Annotated in this window: 19 protein-coding genes; 10 read left to right on the forward strand and 9 right to left on the reverse strand. The window is 71.9% G+C overall.

Annotation, left to right across the window (positions count from 1 at the left end):
• The first annotated feature begins 205 nt into the window (after nt 1-205).
• The 7 genes from pdhA (ACIHCL_RS14580) (at nt 206) to ACIHCL_RS14610 (ending at nt 9675) form a co-directional block, all read left to right on the forward strand.
• The gene (gene pdhA / locus ACIHCL_RS14580; RefSeq protein WP_399861416.1) at nt 206-1381 is read left to right on the forward strand and encodes a pyruvate dehydrogenase (acetyl-transferring) E1 component subunit alpha; all 1176 of its coding nucleotides are present in this window, start codon (nt 206-208) and stop codon (nt 1379-1381) included.
• Nucleotides 1378-2409 carry an alpha-ketoacid dehydrogenase subunit beta gene (locus tag ACIHCL_RS14585; protein ID WP_399861418.1) on the forward strand — a complete coding sequence of 344 codons (1032 nt, stop codon included), beginning with the start codon at nt 1378-1380 and terminating at the stop codon, nt 2407-2409. Before pdhA (ACIHCL_RS14580) ends, ACIHCL_RS14585 begins: the two co-directional genes overlap by 4 nt.
• Nucleotides 2409-4034 carry a dihydrolipoamide acetyltransferase family protein gene (locus ACIHCL_RS14590; RefSeq protein ID WP_399861420.1) on the forward strand — a complete coding sequence of 542 codons (1626 nt, stop codon included), beginning with the start codon at nt 2409-2411 and terminating at the stop codon, nt 4032-4034. Before ACIHCL_RS14585 ends, ACIHCL_RS14590 begins: the two co-directional genes overlap by 1 nt.
• 273 nt (nt 4035-4307) lie before the next feature.
• The gene (locus ACIHCL_RS14595) at nt 4308-5156 is read left to right on the forward strand and encodes a DUF6457 domain-containing protein (protein ID WP_399861422.1); all 849 of its coding nucleotides are present in this window, start codon (nt 4308-4310) and stop codon (nt 5154-5156) included.
• A gap of 245 nt (nt 5157-5401) precedes the next feature.
• On the forward strand, nt 5402-7201 hold the full coding sequence (locus ACIHCL_RS14600) for a molybdopterin molybdotransferase MoeA (protein WP_399861425.1): 1800 nt from the start codon (nt 5402-5404) through the stop codon (nt 7199-7201).
• On the forward strand, nt 7159-8295 hold the full coding sequence (locus ACIHCL_RS14605; protein WP_399861427.1) for a potassium channel family protein: 1137 nt from the start codon (nt 7159-7161) through the stop codon (nt 8293-8295). The genes ACIHCL_RS14600 and ACIHCL_RS14605 overlap by 43 nt, the downstream gene beginning before the upstream one ends.
• A gap of 393 nt (nt 8296-8688) precedes the next feature.
• On the forward strand, nt 8689-9675 hold the full coding sequence (locus tag ACIHCL_RS14610) for an NAD(P)H-quinone oxidoreductase (RefSeq protein WP_399861430.1): 987 nt from the start codon (nt 8689-8691) through the stop codon (nt 9673-9675).
• A 602-nt stretch (nt 9676-10277) separates the two neighbouring features.
• Here the strand turns inward: ACIHCL_RS14610 and ACIHCL_RS14615 are convergent.
• The 6 genes from ACIHCL_RS14615 to ACIHCL_RS14640 all read right to left on the reverse strand — a co-directional run bounded on the left by ACIHCL_RS14615 (nt 10278) and on the right by ACIHCL_RS14640 (nt 18787).
• Entirely contained in the window at nt 10278-10760 is a 483-nt protein-coding gene (locus tag ACIHCL_RS14615; RefSeq protein WP_399861860.1) for a bacterial proteasome activator family protein, read from the reverse strand.
• A gap of 364 nt (nt 10761-11124) precedes the next feature.
• Complete coding sequence (locus ACIHCL_RS14620; protein WP_399861433.1) at nt 11125-13977, reverse strand: FtsX-like permease family protein; 2853 nt, start codon at nt 13975-13977, stop codon at nt 11125-11127.
• The gene (locus ACIHCL_RS14625) at nt 13974-14765 is read right to left on the reverse strand and encodes an ABC transporter ATP-binding protein (protein ID WP_399861436.1); all 792 of its coding nucleotides are present in this window, start codon (nt 14763-14765) and stop codon (nt 13974-13976) included. Before ACIHCL_RS14625 ends, ACIHCL_RS14620 begins: the two co-directional genes overlap by 4 nt.
• Before the next feature lie 342 nt (nt 14766-15107).
• Nucleotides 15108-15746, reverse strand: coding sequence for a PadR family transcriptional regulator (locus ACIHCL_RS14630; RefSeq protein ID WP_399861439.1), 639 nt, complete (start codon nt 15744-15746; stop codon nt 15108-15110).
• Between the two features lie 83 nt (nt 15747-15829).
• Entirely contained in the window at nt 15830-16687 is an 858-nt protein-coding gene (locus ACIHCL_RS14635; protein ID WP_399861442.1) for a hypothetical protein, read from the reverse strand.
• A 456-nt stretch (nt 16688-17143) separates the two neighbouring features.
• Nucleotides 17144-18787, reverse strand: coding sequence for a protein kinase (locus ACIHCL_RS14640; protein ID WP_399861445.1), 1644 nt, complete (start codon nt 18785-18787; stop codon nt 17144-17146).
• A 295-nt stretch (nt 18788-19082) separates the two neighbouring features.
• Here ACIHCL_RS14640 and ACIHCL_RS14645 point away from each other — a divergent pair, with 295 nt between their 5' ends.
• Nucleotides 19083-20744, forward strand: coding sequence for a protein kinase (locus ACIHCL_RS14645; RefSeq protein WP_399861447.1), 1662 nt, complete (start codon nt 19083-19085; stop codon nt 20742-20744).
• 366 nt (nt 20745-21110) lie between these two features.
• On the opposite strand, the gene ACIHCL_RS14650 is transcribed toward ACIHCL_RS14645, so the two are convergent.
• The 3 genes from ACIHCL_RS14650 to ACIHCL_RS14660 form a co-directional block, all read right to left on the reverse strand.
• Nucleotides 21111-22103, reverse strand: a complete 993-nt coding sequence (locus ACIHCL_RS14650; RefSeq protein WP_399861862.1) for a phosphotransferase — start codon at nt 22101-22103, stop codon at nt 21111-21113.
• Nucleotides 22104-22410: 307 nt separating this feature from the next.
• Complete coding sequence (locus ACIHCL_RS14655) at nt 22411-22863, reverse strand: pyridoxamine 5'-phosphate oxidase family protein (protein ID WP_399861449.1); 453 nt, start codon at nt 22861-22863, stop codon at nt 22411-22413.
• Between the two features lie 224 nt (nt 22864-23087).
• Nucleotides 23088-23747 carry a response regulator gene (locus tag ACIHCL_RS14660; protein ID WP_399861451.1) on the reverse strand — a complete coding sequence of 220 codons (660 nt, stop codon included), beginning with the start codon at nt 23745-23747 and terminating at the stop codon, nt 23088-23090.
• 341 nt (nt 23748-24088) lie between these two features.
• Between ACIHCL_RS14660 and pdhA (ACIHCL_RS14665) the strand changes: the two genes are divergently transcribed.
• A complete protein-coding gene (gene pdhA, locus ACIHCL_RS14665) occupies nt 24089-25324 on the forward strand; it encodes a pyruvate dehydrogenase (acetyl-transferring) E1 component subunit alpha (protein ID WP_399861453.1) in 1236 nt (411 codons plus the stop codon).
• Nucleotides 25325-25326: 2 nt separating this feature from the next.
• Entirely contained in the window at nt 25327-26307 is a 981-nt protein-coding gene (locus ACIHCL_RS14670; RefSeq protein ID WP_399861457.1) for an alpha-ketoacid dehydrogenase subunit beta, read from the forward strand.
• Nucleotides 26308-26318 lie beyond the last annotated feature (11 nt).

Raw genomic sequence — 26318 nt, forward strand, 5'->3', positions numbered from 1 at the left:
AGGCTGTGGATAACCGTTTGTCCACAGGCTGAAGGCGCCTGTAGCCAAAATGCGCTCGCGACCGAACAATCGGTAGGTGAGGAGCGCCACAGCCGCCCCTCGACAGCACTCGACATTTCGATGTATTTCGACACCCCTCGGTTTCGGACGATCCCCGACGCCGACAGACGCCGCTCGAAACCCTCGACGCCAGGAGGTGCTTGTCATGACGGTCCAAGAGCTGCCCGGCGCGGCGGCTTACCGCCCCACGCCGCCCCCGGCCTGGAAGCCGCTCACCGATCCCGCGCCGCTGCTCCCGGACCCCGAGCCGTACCGTGTGCTCGGCACGGACGCCGCGGGCGACGCCGATCCCGGTCTGCTGCTCCGTCTCTACGGGGAACTGGTCCGCGGCCGCAGGTACAACGCGCAGGCCACCGCCCTGACCAAGCAGGGGCGGCTTGCCGTCTACCCGTCGAGCACCGGGCAGGAGGCCTGCGAGATCGCGGCCGCGCTGGTGCTGGAAGACCGGGATTGGCTCTTCCCGAGCTACCGGGACACGCTGGCGGCCGTGGCGCGCGGTCTGGACCCGGTCGAGGCCCTGACGCTGCTCCGGGGCGACCGGCACAGCGGTTACGACCCGCGTGAGCACCGCATCGCACCGCTCTGCACCCCGCTCGCCACCCAGCTGCCGCATGCCGTGGGGCTGGCGCACGCGGCGCGCCTCCGGGGTGACGACGTCGTGGCCCTGGCCATGGTCGGCGACGGCGGCACCAGCGAGGGGGACTTCCACGAGGCGCTCAATTTCGCGGCCGTCTGGCGGGCGCCGGTCGTCTTCTTCGTGCAGAACAACGGCTTCGCGATCTCCGTGCCGCTGGCGAAGCAGACCGCCGCCCCGTCCTTGGCGCACAAGGCCGTGGGGTACGGGATGCCGGGCCGGCTGGTGGACGGCAATGACGCGGCGGCCGTGCACCAGGTCCTCGGCGAGGCGGTGGCGAGAGCACGGAACGGCGGCGGTCCGACGCTCGTCGAGGCGGTGACGTACCGCATGGACGCCCACACGAACGCCGACGACGCCACGCGCTACCGCACCGACAGCGAAGTGGAGGCGTGGCGCGCGCACGATCCGATCCGGTTGCTGGAACGGGAGCTGACCGAGCGGGGGCTGCTCGACGACGCCGGGAAGGAGAAGGCGCGGGAGGCCGCCGAGCGGATGGCGGCGGCGCTGCGCGAGCGGATGAACACCGATCCGGTGCTGGACCCGATGGATCTCTTCGCCCATGTCTACGCGGAACGAACCCCGCAACTGCGAGAGCAGGAGGCCCTGTTGCGCGCCGAGTCGGAGGCCGGGCAGGACCGACAGCAGGACCAGCACATCCGTGACGAGGCGAAGGAGGGGCGATGACCACCGCAGCGGCGCCGATCGGCGGGCGGACCGCGAAGGCCAGACCCGCCACGATGGCGCAGGCCCTCGGGCGGGCGCTGCGTGACTCGATGGCCGAAGATCCCACGATGCACGTCCTCGGTGAGGACGTCGGCACGCTCGGCGGGGTCTTCCGGATCACCGACGGCCTGGCGAAGGAGTTCGGCGATGACCGTTGCACGGACACCCCGCTGGCCGAGGCGGGCATCCTCGGCACGGCTGTCGGCATGGCGATGTACGGGCTGCGGCCCGTGGTGGAGATGCAGTTCGACGCGTTCGCGTACCCGGCGTTCGAGCAGCTCATCAGCCACGTCGCCAAGATGCGGAACCGGACCGGCGGTGCCATGCCGCTGCCGATCACGGTCCGGATGCCCTACGGCGGCGGGATCGGCGGGGTCGAGCACCACAGCGACTCCTCGGAGGCGTACTACATGGCGACGCCGGGCCTCCATGTCGTCACACCGGCCACGGTCGAGGACGCGTACGGGCTGCTGAGGGCGTCGATCGCCTCCGACGACCCGGTGGTCTTCATGGAGCCGAAACGGCTCTACTGGTCGAAGGCGGACTGGTCGCCGGACGCCCCCGTGGCCGTCGAGCCGATCGGCCGGGCCGTCGTCCGCCGACGGGGGCGCAGCGCGACGCTGATCACGTACGGGCCGTCGCTGTCGGTCTGCATGGAGGCGGCGGAAGCGGCCGTCGAGGAGGGTTGGGACCTCGAGGTCGTCGATCTGCGCTCATTGGTGCCGTTCGACGACGAGACGGTCAATGCCTCGGTGCGGCGTACGGGGCGCGCGGTCGTCGTCCACGAGTCCTCCGGGTTCGGCGGTCCGGGCGGCGAGATAGCGGCGCGGGTCACCGAACGGTGCTTCCACCATCTGGAGGCCCCGGTGCTGCGGGTCGCCGGCTTCGACATCCCGTACCCGCCACCGATGCAGGAGCGGCACCACCTGCCGGGCGTGGACCGGGTGCTCGACGCGGTCGCCCGTCTGCAGTGGGAGGCGGAGAGCTGATGGCCCAGGTACTCGAATTCAGGCTGCCGGACCTCGGCGAGGGCCTCACAGAGGCGGAGATTGTGCGCTGGCTGGTGGAGGTCGGCGATGTCGTCACCATCGATCAGCCGGTCGTCGAGGTCGAGACGGCCAAGGCGATGGTGGAGGTGCCGTGCCCGTACGGGGGCGTGGTGACGGCGCGGTTCGGTGAGGAGGGCGCGGAACTTCCTGTCGGGGCACCACTGTTGACCGTGGCGGTGGGCTCCGGGGAGGACGGGGGGAGCGGGACGCCCGCAGGGGGTGAGGGGCCTGAGAGGTCCATGGGAGCTGAGGGGAGTGGAGACTCTGCGGGGTCTGCCGGACCCAGAGGGGCAGTGGGGACTTCAGGGGCCGGTGGGTTGCCGGGTGCGAGCGCGGGGTCTGGTGAGGCGGCGGGGGCCGGTGCCGGGAGGTCCGCGGAGGCGTCCGGAGGCGGTGCGACGGAGAAGTCCGGGAATGTGCTGGTCGGGTACGGGACAGGTGCGCCGGTGGCCCGTCGCCGACGCGTGCGTCCAGCGGCGTGGGCGTTGCCGGGCGTCGCGCGGGATGCGGGTGTTTCGGCCGGGTCCGTCCCGACCGCTTCCGCCGCCGTTCCGACCGCTTCCGCCGCCGTTCCGGATGCGGCGCAGGGGCCGGTGGCCGTCGTCTCGCCGCTGGTGAGGAAGTTGGCGCGACAGCACGGCCTCGATCTGCGCCGACTGACGGGGTCCGGGCGCGAGGGGCTGATTCTCCGGTCCGATGTCGAGGCCGCGATCAGAGCGCTGGCGGAGGCTCCGGCGTCCCGGACGGTGGGCCCCGCGCCCGTCACCGCCGCTTCTTTGGCCCCGCAGGCGGTTGCGGGCCCGGGGACGGCGGCGGCAGCGGCGCCGTCGGGGCGGCCGTCGTCGGTGGGCGGCACGGTCCCGGCAGCGGAGCGGATTCCGTTGCGCGGGGTACGGGGCGCGGTCGCCGAGAAGCTGGCGCGCAGTCGTCGGGAGATTCCCGATGCCACATGCTGGGTCGATGCGGATGCCACCGAGCTGATGGCGGCCAGAGCCGCGATGAACGGCGCGGGCGGCTCGGCGGCGGGGCCCAAGGTGTCGGTGCTGGCCCTGCTGGCACGCATCTGCACCGCCGCGCTGGCGCGGTTCCCGGAGCTCAACTCCACGGTGGACACCGAGGCGCGGGAGATCGTGCGGCTGCCGGAGGTCCACCTCGGGTTCGCGGCCCAGACCGAGCGCGGGTTGGTCGTTCCCGTCGTGCGGGACGCGCATGCCCGGAACGTGGAGTCGATCGGGACCGAGATAGGCCGGCTGACCGAGGCGGCACGGGCCGGGACGCTCACCCCGGCGGAGCTGACCGGAGGCACGTTCACGCTGAACAACTACGGGGTGTTCGGCGTCGACGGGTCGACCCCGATCATCAACCACCCGGAGGCGGCGATGCTCGGCGTCGGCCGGATCGTGCCCAAGCCGTGGGTGCACCGGGGCGAACTCGCCGTACGCCAGGTCGTCCAGCTCTCGCTGACCTTCGACCACCGGGTCTGCGACGGTGGGACGGCGGGAGGGTTCCTGCGCTACGTGGCCGACTGCGTGGAGCAACCGGCGGTCCTGCTGCGCACGTTGTAGCGGGGCGGTCGAGGGGACGCGGTGGGGAACGGTCGCGGTTTTCCGCTCCCCACCGGGCCCCCTCCATTCCTCTCTGTAGTTCCTTTCTTGTAGTTCCTTCCCGCCCGTGTAGTTCCTTTCCTCCCCGTCCGGGGGTCCGCCTGTGGTCGTGAGCGAGGACGCGGCCGGGGAGGAAAGCGCCCGGAGCGCCCGCAGTACCCGGCGGTCTGGGGGCGTGGTGGGGCCGGGGGCCGGGAGGACCCGTGGGAGGCCGCTGCCCGCATACTCGGGTGCATGACCGCGTATGACGCCATCGTCCTTGCCGGAGGGGCCGCCGCACGGCTCGGTGGAGCGGACAAGCCCGGGATCCGGGTCGGTGGCCGCACGCTGCTCGACCGGGTGCTCGCGGCGTGTGCGGGTGCCTCGACCACCGTGGTGGTGGGCACGCGCCGGCCCACGACGCGAGACGTGACCTGGACACGCGAGGTGCCGCCGGGCGGTGGGCCCTTGGCCGCGCTGGACGCCGGGGTCCGGTGCACCGGTGCGGAACGGTTGCTCGTGCTCTCCGCCGACCTGCCGTTCCTCGGGGAGAGCGCCGTCGCGGCACTGCTGGACGCCCTCGGCGACGGGGAACAGGAGGGAGCGCTGTGCACGGATCAGACGGGGCGCGACCAGCCTCTCGTCGCCGTCTACCGGGCCGAGCCGCTGCGCCGTGAACTCGCCCTGATCGCCGCGGAGCGCAGCGGCCTGTCCGGGCTGCCGCTGCGGCTGCTGACGGACGGACTGGACCTCGTGCGGGTGCCGGCCGACCCGCTGGCTTCCTTCGACTGCGACACCTGGGAGGACATCGCGCGGGCCCGGGACCGGATCAGGGAGCATGGGGCCGTGCTGGACGAATGGATCACCGCAGTCAAGAACGAACTGGGCATCGAACTCGACGTGGACACCGATGTCCTGCTCGACCTGGCCCGCGATGCCGCCCATGGCGTCGCTCGGCCCGCAGCGCCGTTGACGACCTTCCTGGTCGGTTACGCGGCGGCGAAGGCGGGCGGTGAGGGCGGCGGTCCGGCGGCGGTGGCCGAGGCAGCCCGCAAGGCTGCCGCGCTGGCCCGGCGGTGGGCGGACGAGAACGAGAGCCGATGATGACCCGGGACGGCAGACCCGACCCGCTTGCGGCGGAGCCGCTGCCGACACTGGGTCCGAGCCCGAGCCCGAGCCCGAGTCTGGGACCGGAACCGAGTCTGGGACCGAGACCGGGATCGGAGCCGGGACCAGGGTCGGGAGGGCGGTCGGAACCGAGGGCGGGTTCATGCCTGGGCACGGGTACGGGCACGGGTACGAGTCCGGAGCCGGTCGCAGGCACGGAACCGGTCGCGAGTCCGGAGGAGATGCGGGCAGCCGAGGAGGAGCTGGCCGTCGAGCAGGCCCTTGCCCTGGTGAGGAACCAGTCGTCGGGTGAGCCCCGTCCCGCCGGTCGGTGTGCCGCGGCGGACCAGGGCTCCGGAGCCCATTGGGCCGCCTCCGCCGGGCAGGGGCCCGAGGCCGGTCGTCCGGGCTCCGCGGCGGAGCAGGCGCACGCGGCCCGGTCCTCGGCCTCGAACGACCGCGGTGATCGGCCCTCGGCCCCGAATGGCCACGACGACCGGTCCTCGACCCCGAACCAGCGCACCGACCGTCCACAGGGGCGGGAATGGCGCGAGCGGGCGACCCCCTGGCGAGAGGCCCGCGCTCGTGCCGCCCGGTCGGGCCGCAGCGTTCCCGCACGCGCCCAGCGCCTCCCCCTTGACCAGACGCTCGGGCACGTACTCGCCGAACCGCTCGTGGCACTCACCGACCTGCCGCCCTTCGACACCTCCGCCATGGACGGCTGGGTCGTCAGCGGGCCGGGACCGTGGACCATCCGTGAGACGGCGGAGACCGGGGAAGGTCTCGCAGAAGCCGGGGAGGCGGCGGAGGCCGCAGTACCGGGCGCGCAAACCCGTCCGGGGCAGGGGTTGGGGATCCTCGCAGGGCGCCGCGCTCCCGCCAGGCTCCCCGACGGGGATGCCGTACGGATCGCCACCGGGGCGCGTATCCCGGCGGATGCCAACGCCGTGATCCGCAGCGAACACGGCCATGTCGACGAGGCCAAGGGACTGCTCCACGCGCGCTACCGGGTACACCCCGGGCAGGACATCAGGCCCCGCGGGCAGGAGTGCCGCTCGGGCGATGTGCTCCTGCCCGCCGGAGCCGTGGTGACCCCCGCCGTCCTCGGTCTGGCCGCCGCCGCGGGGTACGACGAACTGGTCGCCGTTCCCCGCCCCCGCGTCGACGTTCTCGTTCTCGGTGACGAACTGCTGACCGGTGGTCTGCCGCACGACGGGCTGATCCGTGACGCGCTCGGACCGATGATCGGTCCCTGGCTTCGGGCGCTGGGTGCCGTCGTCTCCGCTCCGCGGCGTCTCGGCGACGACGCTGTGGCCCTGCGGCACGCTCTCAGCGGCTCCGATGCCGATCTGGTCGTCACCACGGGGGGTACGGCCTCGGGGCCTGTCGATCACGTCCACCCGGTGCTTGCCGAGCTCGGCGCCGAATTGCTGGTCGACGGTGTCGCCGTCCGACCAGGCCACCCGATGCTGCTGGCCAGACTCAAGGCAGTCGGCCCCAGAGGAACGGGACCTAGAGGAACAGGACCCGCCGGACTTGCTGGACCCGCTGGAACCGGAACCGGGGCAGACGCTAGGGAAAGGACAGAGACCGGTCTGTACGTCGTCGGGCTGCCGGGCAATCCGCTCGCTGCCGTGTCGGGTCTCCTCACACTTGCCGAACCGTTGCTTCACGGTCTGGCAGGCCATGTTCCGTGTGAGCCCTACTGGGCCGTCATGCGCGACGAGCTACAGGGGCATCCGCATGACACCCGGCTGGTGCCCGTCGTCCACCGCGCGTCGGCGCCTCGCGACGCGGCCGGTGGCCGACGGAACGGTGGGCAGGGGGCCGTCGGCCCGGGAGCGGGTGGGGCGGGAACCGGAGGCGTCGCCGAGTACGTCGTACCGCTGCGCTACGACGGTCCGGCGATGCTGCGGGGCATCGCCGCAGCGGACGGGCTGGCCGTGGTGCCGCCGGGCGGGGTACGGTCCGGCACCGAGGTGGAGATCCTCGAACTACCGTGGGCGTCGGCGACGCCGTGGACGGAAGGGTGTTTCACGTGAAACTTCCCGGCCACGATGCGATGGCCAGGCGCGCTGACGAGCATGTCGTCCCCACGAGGGTGCAGCTACCGCGCAGGGTCGTCGATCGCCCGGCCCGGCAGGTGGCCAAACGGCTGTTGATGGCACTGCTGGTGCTGGCCATCACCGTGGTGATCGTCTATGTGGACCGCGACGGATACCACGACGGTGCCGATGACAAGGTGGACCTGCTGGACGCCGTGTATTACACGACGGTCACCCTCTCCACCACCGGATACGGCGACATCACCCCGTACAGCGACAGTGCCCGGCTCGCCAATGTGGTGCTCGTGACGCCGCTGCGGGTGCTCTTCCTGATCATCCTGGTCGGCACCACCCTTGAGGTCCTGGCGGAACGGACCAGGGAGGACTTCCGGCTGAAGCGTTGGAGAACCAACTTGCGTGACCACACCATCATCGTCGGTTTCGGCACGAAGGGCCGTTCGGCCATCCAGACCCTGCGTTCCTCCGGTCTGAGAAACGAGCAGATCGTCGTCGTCGACCCGGTGAGCAAGGTGATAGAGATCGCCAACGCCGAGGGGTTCGTGGGAGTGGTCGGTGACGCGACACGCAGCGAGGTGCTGTTGCGGGCCGAGCTTCAGAAGGCGCGCCAGATCATCATCGCCACTCAGCGCGACGACACGGCGGTACTGGTGACGCTGACGGCGCGACAACTCAACCGGGGCGCGAAGATCGTCGCCGCAGTGCGCGAGGAGGAGAACGCCCCGCTGCTGCGGCAGTCCGGCGCCGACGCCGTGATCACCAGCGCCAGCGCGGCCGGTCGGCTGCTCGGACTCTCTGTCCTCAGCCCCAGCGCGGGCACGGTGATGGAGGACCTGATCCAGCAGGGAAGCGGTCTCGACCTCGTCGAGCGGCCGGTGATAAAGGCCGAGGTGGGCAAGAGCGTCCGGGAAGTGGACGATCTCGTGGTGAGTGTGCTGCGCGGGCATCGACTGCTCGCCTACGACGACCCGGCGGCGAGTCCGTTGCAGTTGACGGACCGCGTGATCACCATCGTGCGCCTCCCCAGAGAGCAGGCACTCGGCACCCCGGCGCCCGGCGGTCCGCGCCCGTAGTCGTGGTCTGATCGCGGCCCTGGTCGGCGGCTGCGCGGTGCTGTACGCGTCCCCTGAGCCCCGGATCGGTGCCGGAGGCGACGCCCCGAGCCGCTGCCCGGACGTATCGCTCGCACGTATCGCCTGCAGGCATCGCCCGGACGTATCGCCCGGACGTATCGCCCGCACCGCGTGTCGGCGGGTTTGCCGACGGGTACGCGGAGCGGTGTGGACGGGTACCGCGTCACGCGTGCTGCCGGGGTCGTGCGGTGGCGCTGCCCGGTCCGTGTCCGGTGTGGCTGCCCGCCCTGCCGCGATGTTGTCGGGGCCGTGTGGCGGTGCTCCGGGTCCGTGACAGGGTTGTCCGGCTCGCGTCAGGCCGTCCGGCTCGCGGTACGGAGTAGCCTCGCGGCCATGTATGCGATCACGATCCCCCAACCCGGTGGCCCCGAGGCACTCGTGTGGGCCGAGGTACCCGATCCGGTGGTCGGCGAGGGCGAGGTCCTCGTCGATGTCGTGTCCAGCGCGGTCAATCGCGCCGACGTGCTGCAGCGGCAGGGGTTCTACAACCCGCCGCCCGGTGCGTCACCGTTCCCGGGCCTGGAGTGCGCCGGCCGTATCTCGGCGGTGGGGCCCGGCGTCAGTGGCTGGTCGGTCGGCGACGAGGTGTGCGCGCTGCTCGCGGGCGGCGGATATGCGGAGAAGGTCGCCGTGCCCGCGGGGCAGCTGCTGCCGGTGCCGGAGGGAGTCGACCTGGCGACGGCCGCGGCGCTGCCCGAGGTGACGGCCACGGTCTGGTCGAACGTGTTCATGGTGGCTCATCTGCGTCCCGGTGAGACGCTGCTGGTGCACGGCGGGTCCAGCGGCATCGGCACGATGGCGATCCAGCTCGCCAAGGCGGTGGGCGCGCGGGTCGCGGTGACCGCGGGTGGACCGGAGAAGCTGGCGCGCTGCGCGGAGCTCGGGGCCGATGTCCTGATCGACTATCGGGAACAGGACTTCGTCCAGGAACTGCGCAGGGCGACGGACGGGGCGGGCGCGGACGTCATCCTCGACATCATCGGTGCGAAGTACCTGGACCGGAACGTGAAGGCGCTCGCGGTCAACGGCCGACTGGCCATCATCGGCCTTCAGGGCGGAGTGAAGGGCGAGTTGAACCTGAACGCCCTGCTGCGCAAGCGGGCCGCGATCACGGCGACCTCACTGCGGGGTCGCCCGCTCGCCGAGAAGGCGGCGATCGTCGCCGCGGTGCGCGAGCACGTCTGGCCGCTGATCGCCGGTGGCGTCGTCCGACCGATCGTGGACCGCTCACTGCCGCTGCCGGACGCCGCCGAGGCGCACCGGGTGCTGGAGTCCAGCGCCCACATCGGAAAGGTGCTGCTGAGAAACCCCGCAGCCTGACGGTGCCCGCGGCCTGACGGTGCCCGCGGCCTGACGGTGCCCGCGGCCTGACGGCACCAGCCGCTTGACGGCAGCCTGGGCGTCCGGCGGCGCTTCGCGCGCCCAGGAGCCGTGTCGTGCGGCCGGTGCCGTGCCGATGGCTTACGGGCCCCCTCGTCTGAGGGGCCGTGCTGCGTGGCCGGAATGCCATGTCTTTGGGCTCTGGACAGCCACCCCATGGCTCTTGCGGCCCTGCGGCGTGCCTGATGGGCGTGGGGCGGGCCTGGTACCCGTGCCGACCCCGATCTTGCTGGGGCTGCGTATGTCCGATGGCCCGTCGCGCGCGCCGCCCGCCCGGCACGTACATGAGAAGACCCGGAACCACGAGGAGGCCCGGCGCACCGGTTGTCGACCGTGTGCGCCGGGCCTCCCGTTCCTTGTGTTCGAGGTGCTGCATGTGATCGCGCGGTGCGGACCGAACGACCGGGGTACGACCCGCGGGGCACTGGCTCGGCCAGAGAACCGGCTACGAGCGCGGGCCCGAGGACAGGCGGATCCGAGGGCCGGTGGATCCGAGGACCCGCGAGTCCGAGGACCGCGGTCCGGGGATCAGTGGCCCGGGATCAGAGGTACGGGCCGGTCCGGATGGCTCCGCCCTGGTCCGGGCTACCGTCCGGCTCCTCATGCATGCCGCCCGACGGAAGGGCGCGGCGCATCTGCTCAAGCTGGGCCCGCGCCGCCATCTGCTGGGCGAACAACGCGGTCTGGATGCCGTGGAACAGGCCCTCCAGCCAGCCCACCAACTGCGCCTGCGCGATCCGGAGTTCCGCCTCGGACGGCACCGCGTCCTCGGTGAACGGCAGGGAGAGCCGCTCCAGTTCCTCCACCAGCTCCGGCGCGAGCCCGTCCTCCAGCTCCTTCACGGAGCCGGCGTGGATCTCCTTGAGCCTGACCCGGCTCGCCTCGTCGAGAGGAGCCGCCCTGACCTCTTCCAGGAGTTGCTTGATCATGCTGCCGATGCGCATGACCTTCGCGGGCTGCTCGACCATCTCCGTCACCGGGACCTCACGCGACTCGTCGTCCGCGCCACCGCCGCCGATCGCCATGCCGTCCTGCCCCACCACGAGGACCTGGGGGTGCTCCTGCGACCGTTCATTCCTCGGCATCTCCATGGCGTCATTGTCTCCCACACTCACCGTCCGACACGGCGGTGCCCCCGCAAACGCTGGATCTGCCGATTGCGAGGGCACTGGAACGGCCTGGTCAGACCGGACACGCGGCACAGCGGACGCGCGGCATATCGGACGCCCTCGGCACCTGTCGGCGTCCGCCCGCCAGCGTCCGCCCGCCAGCGTCCGCCCGCCCCTGCTGCCCGCCGGCGGGCGGACGTCAGCAGGTCCGCGTGTCCGTCAGCAGGGCCAGGGCGTCAGCAGGGCCGGGGCGTCCGCGCCGTGCCGCCGGAGCGTGCCGTCAGCCGGCCCGTCGGGTCAGGGTCTGACGCGACCGGGTGATCGCCGCCGCGAGAGCCCCGGCGATCAGCGGAACGCCCACGACCAGCACGGCGAGCGTGCCCCAGGGCAGCACGATCGGCGTGTACGCCGATTCCATCGGTTCGGCCCGCATCGCCTCCATTGCCGCGCGCAGGTCGACGAGGCGCAGGGCCACCGCGGGCACCAGGCCCGTGATCGTGCCCAGGACCACACCCGTGAGCGCCACCACCAGGCACTGGAAGCCGGTCAGCGCCCGTCGCACGCTCGGGGGTGCGCCAACCGCGCTCAGCGTGGTCAGGTCCGCTTCCGCGTCCGCCTTCGCGAGGCCGGTCGTGATCGCCGCCGCGCCCAGCGTGACCACACCGGCGAACAGCGTCAGGACCAGCATGGTCGCGCTCTCCTGCCGCACGGGGCCGGTATCGAACTGGGCCCAGAAGCCGCCGCCCGCCTGGTCGAGCGCCGCGTTGGTCCGCTGCTCCTCGACGCCCGTCGGCGTATGCGAGACGGCATACATGCTGCCGGCCGGTTCGGTGTGAAGGCCGAGCCGGTCCGCGGTCTTCTGCGGGAGGATCAGCCGGATACCGGGGGTCGCGGCGTACTGCGGGGAGGCCACGTACACCTTCAGCCGGTCCGTGGTGGTCCGTGCCTTGCCCGGGTGCAGCTTCCGGTTCTCCTTGTCGCGTTCGTTGTACTTGTGGACCGCGGTGAGGGTGATCTCACCGTCCTTGGCGTACGCCGGGTTGAGCAGCACCGGGGTGCCGGCGGCCAGGGCATCGGCGGCCGCGGGGTCGTCGAGCTTCACGTAGGTACTGAGGATGTTCACGTCGGCCACGAGGATCTCGTCCTCGCCGCTGGGGAGCGCGTGCGAGGGCATGTACTCGCCCAGGCAGACCGGGGAGTTCATCAGCTCCCTGTGCTCGTCCGCGGAGAGCCGCGCCGCGAGTTCCCGGGCGCCCTTGCCCTTGAGGGGGCAGGTGTGGCCCTCGCCGGTGGGCTTGACCAGCTTCAAGGTGCCGCAGTCGTTCTCCTCCTCGTAGTAGACGCTGCAGTCGCTGCCCGCCCAGACCCGCTTGAATTCGGCGTGTCCGCCGCTGACGGGCATGTTCCGCTCGACGGCGGCGCGGGCCAGCGGCAGCCGTTCGACCGACCCGTCGCTGTTCGCCATGACGGAGAGGGTGCCCGGGGTGAGCGAGGGCGTGTACTGGTACTGGCTCTCGGCGACTCTGCTGGACATGAAGGTGGCGATCGCCACTGAACCGGCCACGGCGGCCATCACCGCGGCGACCGCAGGGGCGGTGCGACCACGGTTGCGGGCCGCGTCGCGCAGCGCCATGCGGGGCGAGAGCGGCAGCCTGCGGCCGAGCCGCCCGAGAAGGCCGACCACCACCGGGATGCAGCCGAGCATTCCCAGTTCGGCGACGACCGAGCCGACGGCGACCAGGGAGCCGTCCCCGCTGGTGGCGCCGTACGCGGCGGCGACGCAGCCGAGCGCCAGCACGCAGGCGCCCACGATGGGCAGCACCCGGGAGGAGCGCCGGACGCCGCGACGGCCGCTGAGCGACTCCAGCACGGACTGCCGACTGGCCACGACGGCCGGGGCGAACGCCGCCAGAAGGCCGGTGACCAGGCCGACCGCGGCGATGATGAGCAGGTCCGTCGGCCGCATGACGAGGGAGGCGAAACGGTGTCCGGCCCAGTCCTCCAGCATGGGCCGGAACACCGCGGTGAGCCCGAGACCGAGCACCACACCGGTCACGGCGCCGATGCCGCCGAGCACCAGACCGCCACCGAGCACCACGGCCCGAACGTGCTGCCGGTCCCCGCCGCAGGTGCCCAGCAGGCCGAGCTGGCGGCGGGAGCGGCGCGCGCCGACCGCGAACGCGGGCCCGGCGAGCAGCACGATCTCCAGGACCGCCATGGAGACCACGGTGAGGAGGGCGGCACTCCACTCACCACTCGAATCGCCCCAGGACGGGCGTTCCCCCTTCTTGAGCAGCGGGACCTCGGAGTCCGGCGGCGGGTCGAGGACGACCTGACGGGAGGTGACGAGGACGCCCGCCCTGTTGGCCTCCAGAATGTCGGGCCAGGTCACTCCCACCCCGGCCGGACCCTTGACCAGCCATTCCTTGGGGCTGGCGTTCGGCGGCAGCACCTTCTTGTCGTGGTCGGCCTTCGCCTTCCACGGGGCGATGACCGTTCCCGGGTCGGCGAACAGGGCGTTGCTCTTCAGCTCGTCCGGTCGTTCGATCACGCCGGTGATCGTGAACTTCGCCCCGTAGTTGCGCACGGTGGTCGTCGAGCCGACGCTCAGGCCGGTTTCCTTGAGGAACATTTCGGTGGCGGCCACCTCCCCCGCGCCGTGCGGGTAGGAGCCGCGCACGAGATCGGTCTTGCCGCGCGCCATTCCGTCCGAGGTACGGAATTCGTAGATGTCCGTGTCGGCGATGCCGTACTTGGAGGTGACGTTCGCCGGTACGGACTGGATGCTGATCGCGCGCGCGCCCTTGGGGAACGTGGTCGTGACATCGACCGGGGGCGGGGGCTCGTAGGGCCCCGGGCCGTCCGGCTCGACCTGCTCGTACATCTCCGCGTCGGGCATCTGCTGCAGCGGGCCCATTTGCTGGTCGGTGAAGTGGGCGTCCGCCGCACCCATCTGGGCGGTCAGCTTCTCGGCGGTGCTCGGCGTCATGCTGCGGTACGTGACGTCGAGGGCCGTGACGCCCAGCACCGGCACCGCGATCATCGCGACCACCAGCGCGCTGCGGCCCTTGGCGCGCATCGCGTCGCGTCCGGCTATCCGGAGGGCGGCACGCCAGCCCGTGAACACGCTCACTTGGCGCCCTCGCCGGTCAGCAGCGCGTCGGCCCCGACGGTGAGCGCCTGGTCGACGATCGAGCCGTCCCGCAGGAACACGACCCGGTCCGCCCAGGCCGCGAACCGCGGTTCGTGCGTCACCATCACGGCCGCGGCCCCCTGGTCGCAGCGGCTGCGCAGCAGCGCCAGCACGCTCTCGCCGGTCTCGGAGTCCAGCGCCCCGGTCGGCTCGTCGGCGAGCACGAGGCGCCGGTCGCCGACCAGGGCGCGGGCGATCGCCACGCGCTGCTGCTGGCCGCCGGACATCTCGTCGGGGAACCGGTCGGCGACCTGGAGAAGGTTCATCTCCTCCAGCGCCGCGCGCGCCTCCTTGCGGGCCTTGCGCACGGAGACCCCGTCGAGCTCGCGCGGCAGGGCGATGTTCTCGGCCGCGGTGAGCGCCGGGATCAGGTTGTAGTCCTGGAAGACGTAGCCGACGCTGCGGCGGCGCAGGGCGGCGATCCCCTTGCGGCCGAGACGGGATATGTCCTGCCCCTCGATGATCACCTGGCCGCTGGTCGCGGTGTCGAGCCCGCCGGCGATGGTCAGCAGGGTGGACTTGCCGGAACCGGACGGGCCCATCACCGCGACGAGTTCACCCGGGTACACGGACAGGTCGATGCCGCGCAGGGCGTGCACTTCGGCGACGCCGCTGCCGTGGGTGCGGGTGAGGGCCCGCAGTTCGAGCACCGGTGGGCCGCCCGGTACAGGGGAGCCCGGCGGGACGGTGGCCGGGGATTCGGGTCGGGACGGGGTGTGTGCGGACATGGTGGTGGTTCCCCCCTGTGACGGTTCTGTGGTGCGGCGCCGGACGCCGAGGCGGTCCGTTCGCCGGTGATGGCGGGTGCGTGTGCGGGGCGCCCGTGACGGGCGGGTGCGTTGTGGCGGGCCGCCCGTGGCGGGATGCGCCGGGATGGCCTTCAGCGGCCTTCTCGCGGCCTCTGCGGCCCCGGTGTTCCCCGGCCCGACGCGGGTGGTTCCCGGACGGTGCAGGTGTTCTCGGGCCGGCGCAGGTGTTCCCCGGCCGGTGCCGGGTGCTTCCCGGCCGGTCCGGTCGGCCTCGGCGGTCCCGGTGGTGCCGGGCGGCTGTGCGGTCGACCGGTGGTGCGGTCAGTCCCGGCCGCGCGGGCGGCCGATGCGGGCAGGCGTACGGGCCGAGGAGCGGGCCGGGCCACGGAGCGGGGCACGTGGCTCGGGCGCCGGCTCCGTGGTGGCGGCCTCGGCGAGGCGGACCAGCCGGGACTCGCAGTGGTCCAGCCAGCGCGCCTCGGCCTCCGCCTGGAAGATCAGCTGTTCGAGCACGAGCAGCCAGGCGACCTCGTCGCGGTTGGCCGGGACGTCTGCCAGGGCCTGCGCCTTGAGGCGGGTGTAGTCCTGCATCGCCTTCACGGTGTGGTGGCGCTGCGCCTGGATGACGGCCCGGATGTCCACGCCCGGCGCACCGACCGCCATGGCGAGTTTGATGGCCAGTTCGTCGCGGGGCGGACTGCTGCGGTTGACGGGTGTCTCGAACCAGTTCCGCAGCTCAGCTCGGCCGTCGTCGGTGATCGCGTAGAGGGTGTGCCCCTGGTCGTCCTCGTCGTCCTGGACGACCAGGCCGTCGCGCTCCAGACGGCTCAGCGTCGTGTACACCTGACCGACGTTGAGCGGCCACGTGGAGCCGGTGCGCGACTCGAATTCGGTACGGAGCTGGGAGCCGTATCTGGGGCCCCGCTCCAGCAGGGCCAAGAGCCCATGGCGGATCGACATACTGAGTATGTATACCGAGTATGCTGGCCAGCGCAAGTCGCCATCGGGGAGCGAGATCGCTGGTGGGAAGGGCGGAGGAGGGGTCAGTCCGGGCGGCGGAAGCGCAGGGCCAGAAAGCCCAGACCCAGCCCTATCAGCGCGATTCCCGCACCCATCGACACCTGCCGGGCCTGTCGCACCGCAGGGCCGTCGAGGGCCTCCGAGGTGCTCCGGTCGCCTCCGGGGGGTGTGCTCGGCGCCGGCTCCCCGGCGGGCATCACGGGTGCCGGATCGGAGGCCGCGGGGCGTGCGTCGTACGCGCCGAGCTCGCCGGGTCCGGTGGCCTCGTCGAGCTCGTCGAGCTCGTCGAGTGCGTCGGATTCGACTCCGACGGAACCGGACCCGTCGGGCGAACTGTCCGCCGGTGCGACCTCCTGCGCGGGGTCCTGTGTGAGTTCCTGCGAGCTTCCCTGTGGTGAGAGCGGTCGGCCGGGTCGCGGTCGCCCCTCCCCGGCCTCGCGCCCGGCCAGTGGAGGCTGCGCATCCGGATGCGTCGACGCCTCGTCGGTGGAGGCGGAGGAGGCGGCAGTGGCGGAGGCGGCAGCAGTGGCGGAGGCGGCGGTGGGGGTGGCTGGGGAGGCCGGGGGCGGCGTGGGCCCCGGAGTGGTTGTAGAGGTTGCAGGGGTGGGAGCCGCGGGGGTGGAGGCCGCGGCGGAGGGAAGCGCGAAGGGGGATGCGAAGGGGGATATGGATCGGGGCGGAAGCGACAGGTGGGACGGGGGAAGCGGAGGCGGTCCGGGCGCCGGGCGGGCGAAGGCGGCCGGGTCGTCCTCGGGGGGTGCGGCCGTGGGTATCGCGGACGGATCGGCTGAAGGAGTGAGACTTCTGTCCGTCGGCTCGGCACCGGGGGCCGGGGAGGGGCGGGCGAGGGGCGCGGGGGCCCCGGACGCCGGTGACGTCACGGGCGTGCCGGCCGACCCCGGTATGTCGCCGGCCGGGCGTCGGCCCATGTGTGCCTCACCGGCCGCGGCCCCCAGTGCCGCGCCCGCTGAGAGTATGAGGCAGGCCACACATCTCGTGGATCGCGAGGGCAGAAGTCCTTGAGCCATGAAGTCAGCGTCACATGGGGCCTTATGTCCGGCATCTCGGACATAAGGGGTGCTATGTGCCCGATGTGCCGTCACACGGATGCCTCCTGAGCCGACCCGCACGCCGCTCGCCCCGCCATACCCGGGGCCGCGCCCACCACGCCGACCGGCCCCGGGCGCGACTCCCGCTCCCATGGCCAGGTCCGGCCCCAGGATGACTCCTGCCCCACTGCGGCCGGCCCGGCCGCGACCACGCCGGCCAGCCCCGGTCCGTGACCCAGCCCCGGTCCGTCACACCGCCCACACCGCCGCTCGGCGGGGCCGGACCGCTCAGGCCGGGTCGCCCGTCGCGACGCGCAGCTCGAACTTGGCACCCACCTTGTCCACGGCGGTGCCGGCGGAGGGGAACTGGTCGATGATCTGGTCCTCGGCGTACGTGTTCCCCGGCACTTCGATCTTCTTGACGATCCAGCCGGCCGCGTCCGCGCACGCCTTGGCGGAGAGGAAGTCCTTGTAGAGGAACTTCGGCGCGTCGACCTTGTCCGGGTCGTCGGTGCTCTCCAGGGGGTCCGTGCACTTCTCGGTCCGCATCGTCCGGTTCCGCTCCGGGGGCTTGTGCTCATCCGTCGCGGCCGGGTTCTCGTTCGCGGTGGTGTTCCCGACCTTGTCCGAGCTGCGCAGCGAGAGCACGGTGATCACCCCGCCTACCGCGACCAGCGCGACCACGATCGCGCCGACGAGCACCGACAGGGACCGCTTCGGCCTGCCCCCGCCCGACATGGGCTGCGGCTGCGTCTGCGGTCCGACCGCGTACGGCGGAGGGGTCTGCTGCATCGACGGCACCGATGACATCGCCGGCTGGTTCTGGTACGCCGGGGCCGCCTGTGGGTAGCCGTACGCGGGCGCGGGCGCGGGGGCCGGGGTCGCCGGACCGTACGGGCCCGGCTGGTACGGAGTCTGGACGCTCTGCGGTGCCGGGACGCCCTGGTCGATCGGCGGGAAGACCGTCGAGCCGACGCCCGAGCCGCTGTTCACCGGCCCGCCGCCCGCGACGATCGCCGGGGCGCCCGTCTGCCCGCCCGCGTTCAGCACGCGCGCGATCTCGTCCTGCATCGCCGCGGCGCTCGGGAAACGTTCGTTGGGGTTCTTCCTCAACGCCCGGGCGACGAGCGCGTCCATCGCCGGGGTGATCGCGCGGTTGATGGTGGAGGGCGCGACCGGCTCCTCCTGGACGTGCGCGTACGCGATGGCGAGCGGCGAGTCCGCGTCGAACGGGAGGCGGCCGGTCAGCAGCTGGAACAGCATGATGCCGACCGAGTACAGGTCGGAGCGGGCGTCCACACTGCGGCCCAGCGCCTGCTCGGGGGAGAGGTACTGCGGGGTGCCGACGACCATGCCGGTCTGCGTCATCGACGTGACACCGGACTGCATCGCGCGGGCGATGCCGAAGTCCATGACCTTCACGACACCGCGCTTGGTCATCATCACGTTGCCCGGCTTGATGTCGCGGTGGACCAGCCCCATCTCATGGCTGGTGTCCAGCGCGGCCAGCACGTCGGACGTCACCTTGAGCGCCTTGTCGGCGGGCATCGCCCCGTACTTCTGGATGTCCGCCTGGAGCACGGAGCCGAGCGGCTGCCCCTCCACGTACTCCATGACGATGTACGGCATCAGCGCGCCGCCGAGCTCGTCCTCGCCGGTGTCGAAGACCGAGACGATGTTGGTGTGCTGCAGTTTGGCGACGGCCTGCGCCTCGCGGCGGAACCGCTCGCGGAACGACTGCTCGCGGCCCAGCTCCGTGTGGAGTGTCTTGATGGCGACCTGTCGGTCCAGCGCGGCGTCGTACGCCAGGTACACGGACGCCATGCCGCCTTCGCCGAGCAGGTCGCGCAGCTGGTAGCGGCCGCCGGCTATCGCACCGCCCGCATAGCGGCCCTGCGTGCCCTGTGCGCCGTGTGCGCCGTCCTGGCTCATGACTTGCTTCCCCCTCGGCGCGTGAGTCACGCGGTGACGCCTATTACGCGCCAAGTCTGCCCGAGGGGTACGACACGTCAAGCCGGGGTGCCCGTTCCGTGACCCTCCGCACAAGAAGCGTTCCGGAAGCGTCACAAGAACCGCATGGAATACACGCGCGCTCCCCACCCGCCGGTTCCGGCCCCGCTCCCTCTCGGGAACGGGGTGTCCGCCAAAGGCTGTAGCGTGACGTGGCAATGCAGCTAGACACCGTGAGAACCCGCGGACGCGCGGACAGATACGACGGCGAGGACTGATGGCACCCGATTCCGAAGCAAACGGCGGCGGAGTCTCGGATGGCACCGACTCCTGGGGCATCGGCGGCGTCGTCGGTGACGGTCGCTACCGGATGACCCACCGCCTCGGCCGGGGCGGCATGGCGGAGGTCTTCGCGGCCGAGGACGTCAGACTGGGACGCACGGTCGCGGTGAAGCTTCTGCGCTCCGATCTCGCCGAGGACCCGGTTTCCAAGGCCCGGTTCACGCGCGAGGCGCAGTCGGTGGCCGGTCTCAACCACCACGCGATCGTCGCGGTGTACGACTCCGGCGAGGACGTCGTGGGCAGTCAGACCGTCCCCTACATCGTGATGGAGCTGGTCGAGGGCCGCACCATCCGCGATCTGCTCCTCAACGCCGATGCCCCGCCGCCCGAGCAGGCGCTGATCATCGTCTCGGGGGTGCTGGAGGCGCTGGCGTACTCGCACCAGCACGGCATCGTGCACCGCGACATCAAGCCCGCCAACGTGATCATCACGAACTCGGGCGCGGTCAAGGTGATGGACTTCGGCATCGCCCGCGCGCTGCACGGCGCGCAGTCGACGATGACGCAGACCGGCATGGTCATGGGCACGCCGCAGTACCTCTCCCCGGAGCAGGCTCTGGGCAAGGCCGTCGACCACCGCTCCGACCTCTACGCGACCGGCTGCCTGCTGTACGAACTCCTCGCGCTGCGGCCCCCGTTCACGGGTGAGACCCCGCTCTCCGTCGTGTACCAGCATGTGCAGGACACCGCGGTTCCGCCGTCCCAGGTGCTGGAGGCGGCCCCGCCGGAGCTGGACGGGCTGGTCATGCGCTCGCTCGCGAAGGACCCGGACGACCGGTTCCAGAGCGCCGAGGAGATGCGCGGGCTCATCCAGTACAGCCTGCAGATGCTCCAGGCACAGGGCGGCCACACCGGCACGTGGAACACCGGTCCGGTCGCGGCGCACGAGGCCGGTCACACCCCGCCCATGGGCGTCACCGGTGCCACGATGGCGATGAACCACCCCCACCCCGGCGACACCTCGCAGGGCCCGATCCTGCCGCCGATGAACCCGGACGACGGCGGCTACGAGGGTGGGCACCAGGCCGGTGGCGGGCGCGGCAAGCTGTGGCTGTTCGTCGTGCTCGCGCTGATCGCCATCGGCTCCGGGGTCGCCCTCGCGGTGAATGCCGCGAAGGGCAGCGACGACCAGCACAAGAAGCAGCCGGCTCCGGTCTCCAGTACGACGTCCTCGCCGGAGAGTTCGCCGAAGCCGAGCGACGAGGAGACCGAGCAGAACCAGCAGCCGGAGAACTCCAACGGGGACCAGCAGGGAACGTGGCCCCGCCACTCCTACACCCCGCCGGTCCGGCCGAGCGAGCCGAGCGAGCCGTCCTCCGACGAGCCGTCGACCCCGGAGACGGGCGGTGCGGCGGACGGCGGCACGGGCTCGGCCGACGGCGGCACGGGGACGAATGAGGGCACCAGCCCCGGTTCGAGCGAGGGCACGAGCACGGGTACCGGCGACGGCGGCACCGGTCCCGGCACGGGCACCGGATCGGGCAGTGGCAGTGGCAGCGGCGGTGACGGAGGGTCCGGTACGGCGGAAGGCAGTGTCGGCGGGCCGATGGGGACCAACTCCGGCCCGCTGGGAACCTCGACCGGCACCACCTCGTGACCCTCCGGGCCGCCCCGGGCCGTTGAACCACACGTGAATCACACGCCCGGGGCGGCCCGGGAGGGCGGTCCCGCAGGGCCCGAGGCGGTGAACTCCGCCCAGCCCGGGGCCGCCCGTGCGCGACTGCCCGTCGGCCCCGCCGCGGGCCGCCCGACGGGCTTCCCCCTGGAACGGCCTCATGCGTGAACGGGCCCGCTCCTGGACGAGGCATCCACGGGCGGGCCTCGTCCCGGGACGAACCACGCGCGTGACCGGGACGACCGTGACCGGGACGACTATGAACGGGACGACCGCGTGACCGGGACGATCGCGAACGGTCTCATGCGCGACCGGGCGACGCCGGAACAGGCCACGTATGAACGGGCCTCACCCCGTGAAAGCCTCGCGCACCGCGTCGTACTCGCGCGTCCACCAGACCGCCAGGGCCGACACCGCAGGAAACTGCGGGTCGGCCCTCCGGTCGTGCAGGCAGTAGCGCCAGCGCAGCATCCAGAAGTCGTTGAGCCGTTCCCACCAGACCCGGTGCACCGCCGCGGCCAGTTCGGCCGCCCCCGCCCCGGCCGCTCGCCGGTAGGCGCCCGCGTACGCCCGTACCTTCGCCAGCTCCAGTTTTCCGCCCGGCTGCACGAAGAAGATCGCCGCGGCCCGCACCGCCTCCTCCGCCCGGGGCTGGACCCCCAGCCGGTCCCAGTCGAGGATCGCGACCGGGTCCGTGCCCCGGTAGAGGACGTTCAGCGGATGGAAGTCGCCGTGCACCCAGCCGGTGGCCGGGACGTCCGGGGCGGGCGGGCGGCGGTCGGCGTGCCGCTCCAGCAGGGCGCGGCGTTCCCGGAGCCGGTGTTCGGCCAGTTCGTCGAAGCAGTCGCGGTGGCGCCGCCCGCGCGCGGCGGCCAGCAGTTCGTCGATCAGCGTGAAGGTGTCGACGGGGTCGGGGCTCGGGTGCCGGCCGGACCGGCCGCCCGGCTCGGGCGCCGCACCCATGACCCGCTCCAGGCCGGTGTGCACGGCCCCCAGCAGGGCGCCGAGCCGCCGTGACTCGGCGCGGGTCAACTGGTCACCGGTCCGGTGCAGTCCGTCGACCCAGGGGTGCAGGGCATAGCACCGGCCGCCGATCTCCGTGACCGTGTCGCCCTCGACGTCCTCGACGGGCGGGGCGACCGGTAAACCGAGCGACTGGAGGCGCCGGGTGGCGCGGTGCTGGCGGACGATCGTGGCCCGGTCGCCGGTGGAGGCGTCGAGGTGGTGCTTGAGGAAGTAGGAGCCGCGTGTGGTGGAGACCCGGTAGCCGTGGTTGAGCAGGCCCTGCGTGACGGGCTCGCAGGCGAGCGGCGCACCGGCGTGCGGGTGGCGGCGCAGCACCTCTTCCACCGGCGGCACGGGCGGGCGCGGCACGGCTGGGTGGTTCGTCGCCGGGTGGTGCGCGTGCGGACGGCTCGTGTCCGCGCGGCTCGCGGCCGGGCGGGCGGCCGCCGCACGGCCCGGGGCCGTGCGGTCCGCCGTCGCGCCGCCCGGCACCGTGGGGCCGGTCCGAGCACGTTCCGTGACCGGACGGCGAGGTGCGGCCGGGCGAGGCACCGTCGGGCCAGGCGCCCTGTCGGTCGATGGGGCGGAGGTGACCTGCGGAGACGAGGAAAGCGATACAGATGAGCGCGCCACTCGTCAGATGTTAGATCACGCTGTGTTGCGGATCGGCTGACTTGCGTGGAAGTCCGGGGTGTGCGTGGAAGCCGGTGGTGTGCACGGTGACGAAGTGCGGGACGACCGAGAGGTAGGCCGGGGCGAAGGGCTCCCCGTTGACCACGGCGGGCGCGGTGCCGAAGCGTTCCCGCTGCCCGGGGGTCGGGTGCACGATCTGCGCGGGGCCGGTGAACTGCACGGACCACAGCTCGTCGTCGCTCTCCGAGGGCGCGGTGTTGTAGTTGTCCGCTCCGTACGCCACCACCGTGCCGTCACAGGCGTCGTGATAGCCGAGGCCCTCGTGCATCCGCAGGACGACGCGGCCGTCGGCCACGATGTGACGGGCCACCGCCAGTATCGGAAGGGCCCGCATGCTCGTCGCCAGTCGGCCGTATGCGACGCGGCCGAGCAGTTCGAGCGCGTGGAGATCCTCGGAGGGCATGCCCCCACTCTCCGTCACGGCGACGGACGGCCGGAAGAGACCGCCGCCCCGGTTGGACCGGGACCAAAGTCCCGAAGGCCACCGTGATCCCAAGGCGACCGGGAGGCTGGTGGGAGGCCACCGGGAGGCCACCGGGAGGCCGGCGGAGGCCACCGGGAGGCCGGCAGGGCCGCCGACGACCGGCCGGGTCGCCACGCGGGCCGCTCCGGCGATGCCGGGGCCGTTCAGCGCTTCTGCGCCTGGAGCCTGGCCACGTACGCGGCGGCCTGCGAGCGCCGTTCCATGCCCAGCTTGGCGAGCAGGCTGGATACGTAGTTCTTGATGGTCTTCTCCGCGAGGTGCAGCCGCTCGCCGATCGCGCGGTTGGTCAGCCCTTCCCCGATCAGGTCGAGGATCTTGCGCTCCTGTTCGGTGAGCGTGTCGAGCCGCCCGTCGCCCCCGCCCTTCTTCCCTTCGCGCAGGCGCTCCAGCACCTGGGCGGTCGCTACCGGGTCCAGCAGCGACTTCCCGGCCGCCACATCCCGCACCGCGTTCAGCAGTTCGGTGCCGCGAATCGCCTTCAGCACATATCCCGAGGCGCCCGCCATGATGGCGTCGAAGAGCGCCTCGTCATCGGCGTACGAGGTCAGCATCAGGCACTTGATGCCGTCGTCCTGGGAGCGGATCTCCCGGCAGACCTCCACCCCGCTCCCGTCCGGCAACCGTACGTCGAGCACGGCCACGTCCGGCCGGGTCGCCGGGATGCGGACCAGCGCGTCCGCCGCCGTACCGGCCTCGCCGACCACCTCGATGTCGTCCTCGCCCGACAGCAATTCGTGGACCCCGCGCCGGACCACTTCGTGGTCGTCCAGCAGAAAAACGGTGATTTTTCCTTGTTCGCGCACAAAACGAAGTCTCACACACTCGCCTCTTCCCTGCCGCCGAACGGCGGGATAACGTGCCGGTGTTCCGGCAGCCCGCAAGGCTGTTCCCAGGGCTGTGACCAGCGAGAGTTCCCTACTTTTTCGATTTACTTGGAAATCCAAGCAAAATCGCAGGTCAGATAGGGTTTCGCAGTTATGCGGCGCACTGGGTAACGTGCTTTTGACAGGGCGCTCGCCGGGGCACCTGTCACGCCTGCTCCCCGAACCGAGCGGCACCCACCCCGTGCACGGGTACGGGCGCAGGCGAGCCGCACTGGCTTCCCGGCAGACCCCGGGGGCCGGACCGACGGAGGAGCACGCACGTGACCGTGGAGAGCACTGCCGCGCGCACACCGCGACGCAGCAGCAAGCGGACCAGCGCCGTGAAGACGACGAAGACGGCCTCGAAGGCGACCGCTAAGAAGCCCGCCAAGGCCGCCACCGGGACGACCGCGAAGAAGTCCGCCAGGACCCCGCGGAATTCCGAGCCCGAGCTCGTACAGCTGCTGACGCCCGAGGGCGAACGCGTCGAGCACCCCGACTACGGGGTGGACCTGACCGCCGAGGAACTGCGCGGGCTGTACCGGGACATGGTCCTCACACGCCGCTTCGACGCCGAGGCCACCGCCCTCCAGCGCCAGGGCGAACTGGGCCTGTGGGCCTCGCTGCTCGGCCAGGAGGCCGCCCAGATCGGCTCCGGCCGGGCCCTTCGCGACGACGACTACGTCTTCCCGACCTACCGCGAGCACGGCGTGGCCTGGTGCCGGGGCGTCGACCCGACCAACCTCCTCGGCATGTTCCGCGGCGTGAACCACGGCGGCTGGGACCCCAACAGCAACAACTTCCACCTGTACACGATCGTCATCGGCTCGCAGACCCTGCACGCCGCCGGCTACGCCATGGGCATCGCCAAGGACGGCGCGGACTCGGCCGTGATCGCGTACTTCGGTGACGGCGCCTCCAGCCAGGGGGACGTCGCCGAGTCCTTCACGTTCTCCGCCGTCTACAACGCCCCGGTCGTCTTCTTCTGCCAGAACAACCAGTGGGCCATCTCCGAGCCGACCGAGAAGCAGACCCGCGTCCCGCTCTACCAGCGCGCCCAGGGCTTCGGCTTCCCCGGTGTCCGGGTCGACGGCAACGACGTGCTCGCCTGCCTGGCCGTCACCAGGGCGGCGCTGGAGCGGGCCCGCCGGGGCGAGGGGCCCATGCTGATCGAGGCCTTCACCTACCGCATGGGTGCGCACACCACCTCCGACGACCCGACGAAGTACCGGTCGGACGAGGAGCGCGCCGCCTGGGAGGCCAAGGACCCGATCCTGCGGTTGCGCAGGTACCTGGAGAAGGAGGGCTCCGCCGACGAGGCGTTCTTCGCCGGTCTCGAGGCCGAGAGCGAGGCCCTCGGCAAGCGCGTGCGGGAGGCGGTGCGGGCGATGCCCGATCCGGACCCGATGGCCATGTTCGACCACGTCTACGCCGACGGGAACCCGCTCGTCGACGAGGAGCGCGCACAGTTCGCCGCGTACCAGGCATCGTTCGCGGACGCCGAGGAGGGCAAGTAGCCATGGCCGTGGAAAAGATGTCGATCGCGAAGGCGCTCAACGAGTCGCTGCGCAAGGCCCTCGACACCGACCCCAAGGTCCTCATCATGGGTGAGGACGTCGGCAAGCTCGGTGGCGTCTTCCGGATCACCGACGGACTCCAGAAGGACTTCGGCGAGGACCGGGTGATCGACACCCCGCTCGCCGAGTCCGGCATCGTCGGCACCGCGATCGGTCTGGCCCTGCGCGGCTACCGGCCGATCGTGGAGATCCAGTTCGACGGCTTCGTCTTCCCCGCCTACGACCAGATCGTCACCCAGCTCGCCAAGATGCACGCCCGCGCGCTCGGCAAGGTCAAGCTGCCGGTCGTCGTGCGGATCCCCTACGGCGGCGGCATCGGCGCGGTCGAGCACCACAGCGAGTCCCCCGAGGCGCTGTTCGCGCACGTCGCGGGCCTGAAGGTGGTCTCGCCGTCGAACGCGAACGATGCGTACTGGATGATGCAGCAGGCCGTCCAGAGCGACGACCCGATCATCTTCTTCGAGCCGAAGCGTCGCTACTGGGACAAGGGCGAGGTCGTGACCGACGCCATCCCCGGCCCGCTGCACCGGGCGGCGGTGGTGCGCACCGGCTCCGACCTCACGCTCGCCGCGTACGGACCGATGGTGAAGGTCTGCCAGGCGGCGGCCGAGGCGGCGCAGGAGGAGGGCCGGTCGATCGAGGTCCTGGACCTGCGCTCGATGTCCCCGATCGACTTCGACACCATTCAGGCGTCGGTCGAGAAGACCGGCCGGCTCGTGGTGGTCCACGAGGCACCGGTGTTCTACGGCTCCGGGGCCGAGATCGCCGCTCACATCACGGAGCGCTGCTTCTACCACCTGGAGGCACCGGTGCTGAGGGTCGGCGGCTACCACGCCCCGTATCCGCCGGCGCGGCTGGAGGACGAATACCTGCCGGGTCTCGACCGTGTGCTCGACGCCGTCGACCGCTCGCTGGCGTACTGAGGACTGGGGCG

This window comes from Streptomyces sp. NPDC052042, from assembly GCF_044548345.1.
In the GTDB taxonomy this organism is placed as follows: Bacteria; Actinomycetota; Actinomycetes; order Streptomycetales; family Streptomycetaceae; genus Streptomyces.

Bases quoted from the DNA above. Each gene is read 5' to 3' on its own strand.
- pdhA (WP_399861416.1), top strand. From the start codon at position 206: ATGACGGTCCAAGAGCTGCCCGGCGCGGCGGCTTACCGCCCCACGCCG.
- ACIHCL_RS14585 (WP_399861418.1), top strand. From the start codon at position 1,378: ATGACCACCGCAGCGGCGCCGATCGGCGGGCGGACCGCGAAGGCCAGA.
- ACIHCL_RS14590 (WP_399861420.1), top strand. From the start codon at position 2,409: ATGGCCCAGGTACTCGAATTCAGGCTGCCGGACCTCGGCGAGGGCCTC.
- ACIHCL_RS14595 (WP_399861422.1), top strand. From the start codon at position 4,308: ATGACCGCGTATGACGCCATCGTCCTTGCCGGAGGGGCCGCCGCACGG.
- ACIHCL_RS14600 (WP_399861425.1), top strand. From the start codon at position 5,402: ATGCGGGCAGCCGAGGAGGAGCTGGCCGTCGAGCAGGCCCTTGCCCTG.
- ACIHCL_RS14610 (WP_399861430.1), top strand. From the start codon at position 8,689: ATGTATGCGATCACGATCCCCCAACCCGGTGGCCCCGAGGCACTCGTG.
- ACIHCL_RS14615 (WP_399861860.1), bottom strand. From the start codon at position 10,760: ATGGCGATCGGCGGCGGTGGCGCGGACGACGAGTCGCGTGAGGTCCCG.
- ACIHCL_RS14625 (WP_399861436.1), bottom strand. From the start codon at position 14,765: ATGTCCGCACACACCCCGTCCCGACCCGAATCCCCGGCCACCGTCCCG.
- ACIHCL_RS14630 (WP_399861439.1), bottom strand. From the start codon at position 15,746: ATGTCGATCCGCCATGGGCTCTTGGCCCTGCTGGAGCGGGGCCCCAGA.
- ACIHCL_RS14640 (WP_399861445.1), bottom strand. From the start codon at position 18,787: ATGAGCCAGGACGGCGCACACGGCGCACAGGGCACGCAGGGCCGCTAT.
- ACIHCL_RS14645 (WP_399861447.1), top strand. From the start codon at position 19,083: ATGGCACCCGATTCCGAAGCAAACGGCGGCGGAGTCTCGGATGGCACC.
- ACIHCL_RS14655 (WP_399861449.1), bottom strand. From the start codon at position 22,863: ATGCCCTCCGAGGATCTCCACGCGCTCGAACTGCTCGGCCGCGTCGCA.
- ACIHCL_RS14670 (WP_399861457.1), top strand. From the start codon at position 25,327: ATGGCCGTGGAAAAGATGTCGATCGCGAAGGCGCTCAACGAGTCGCTG.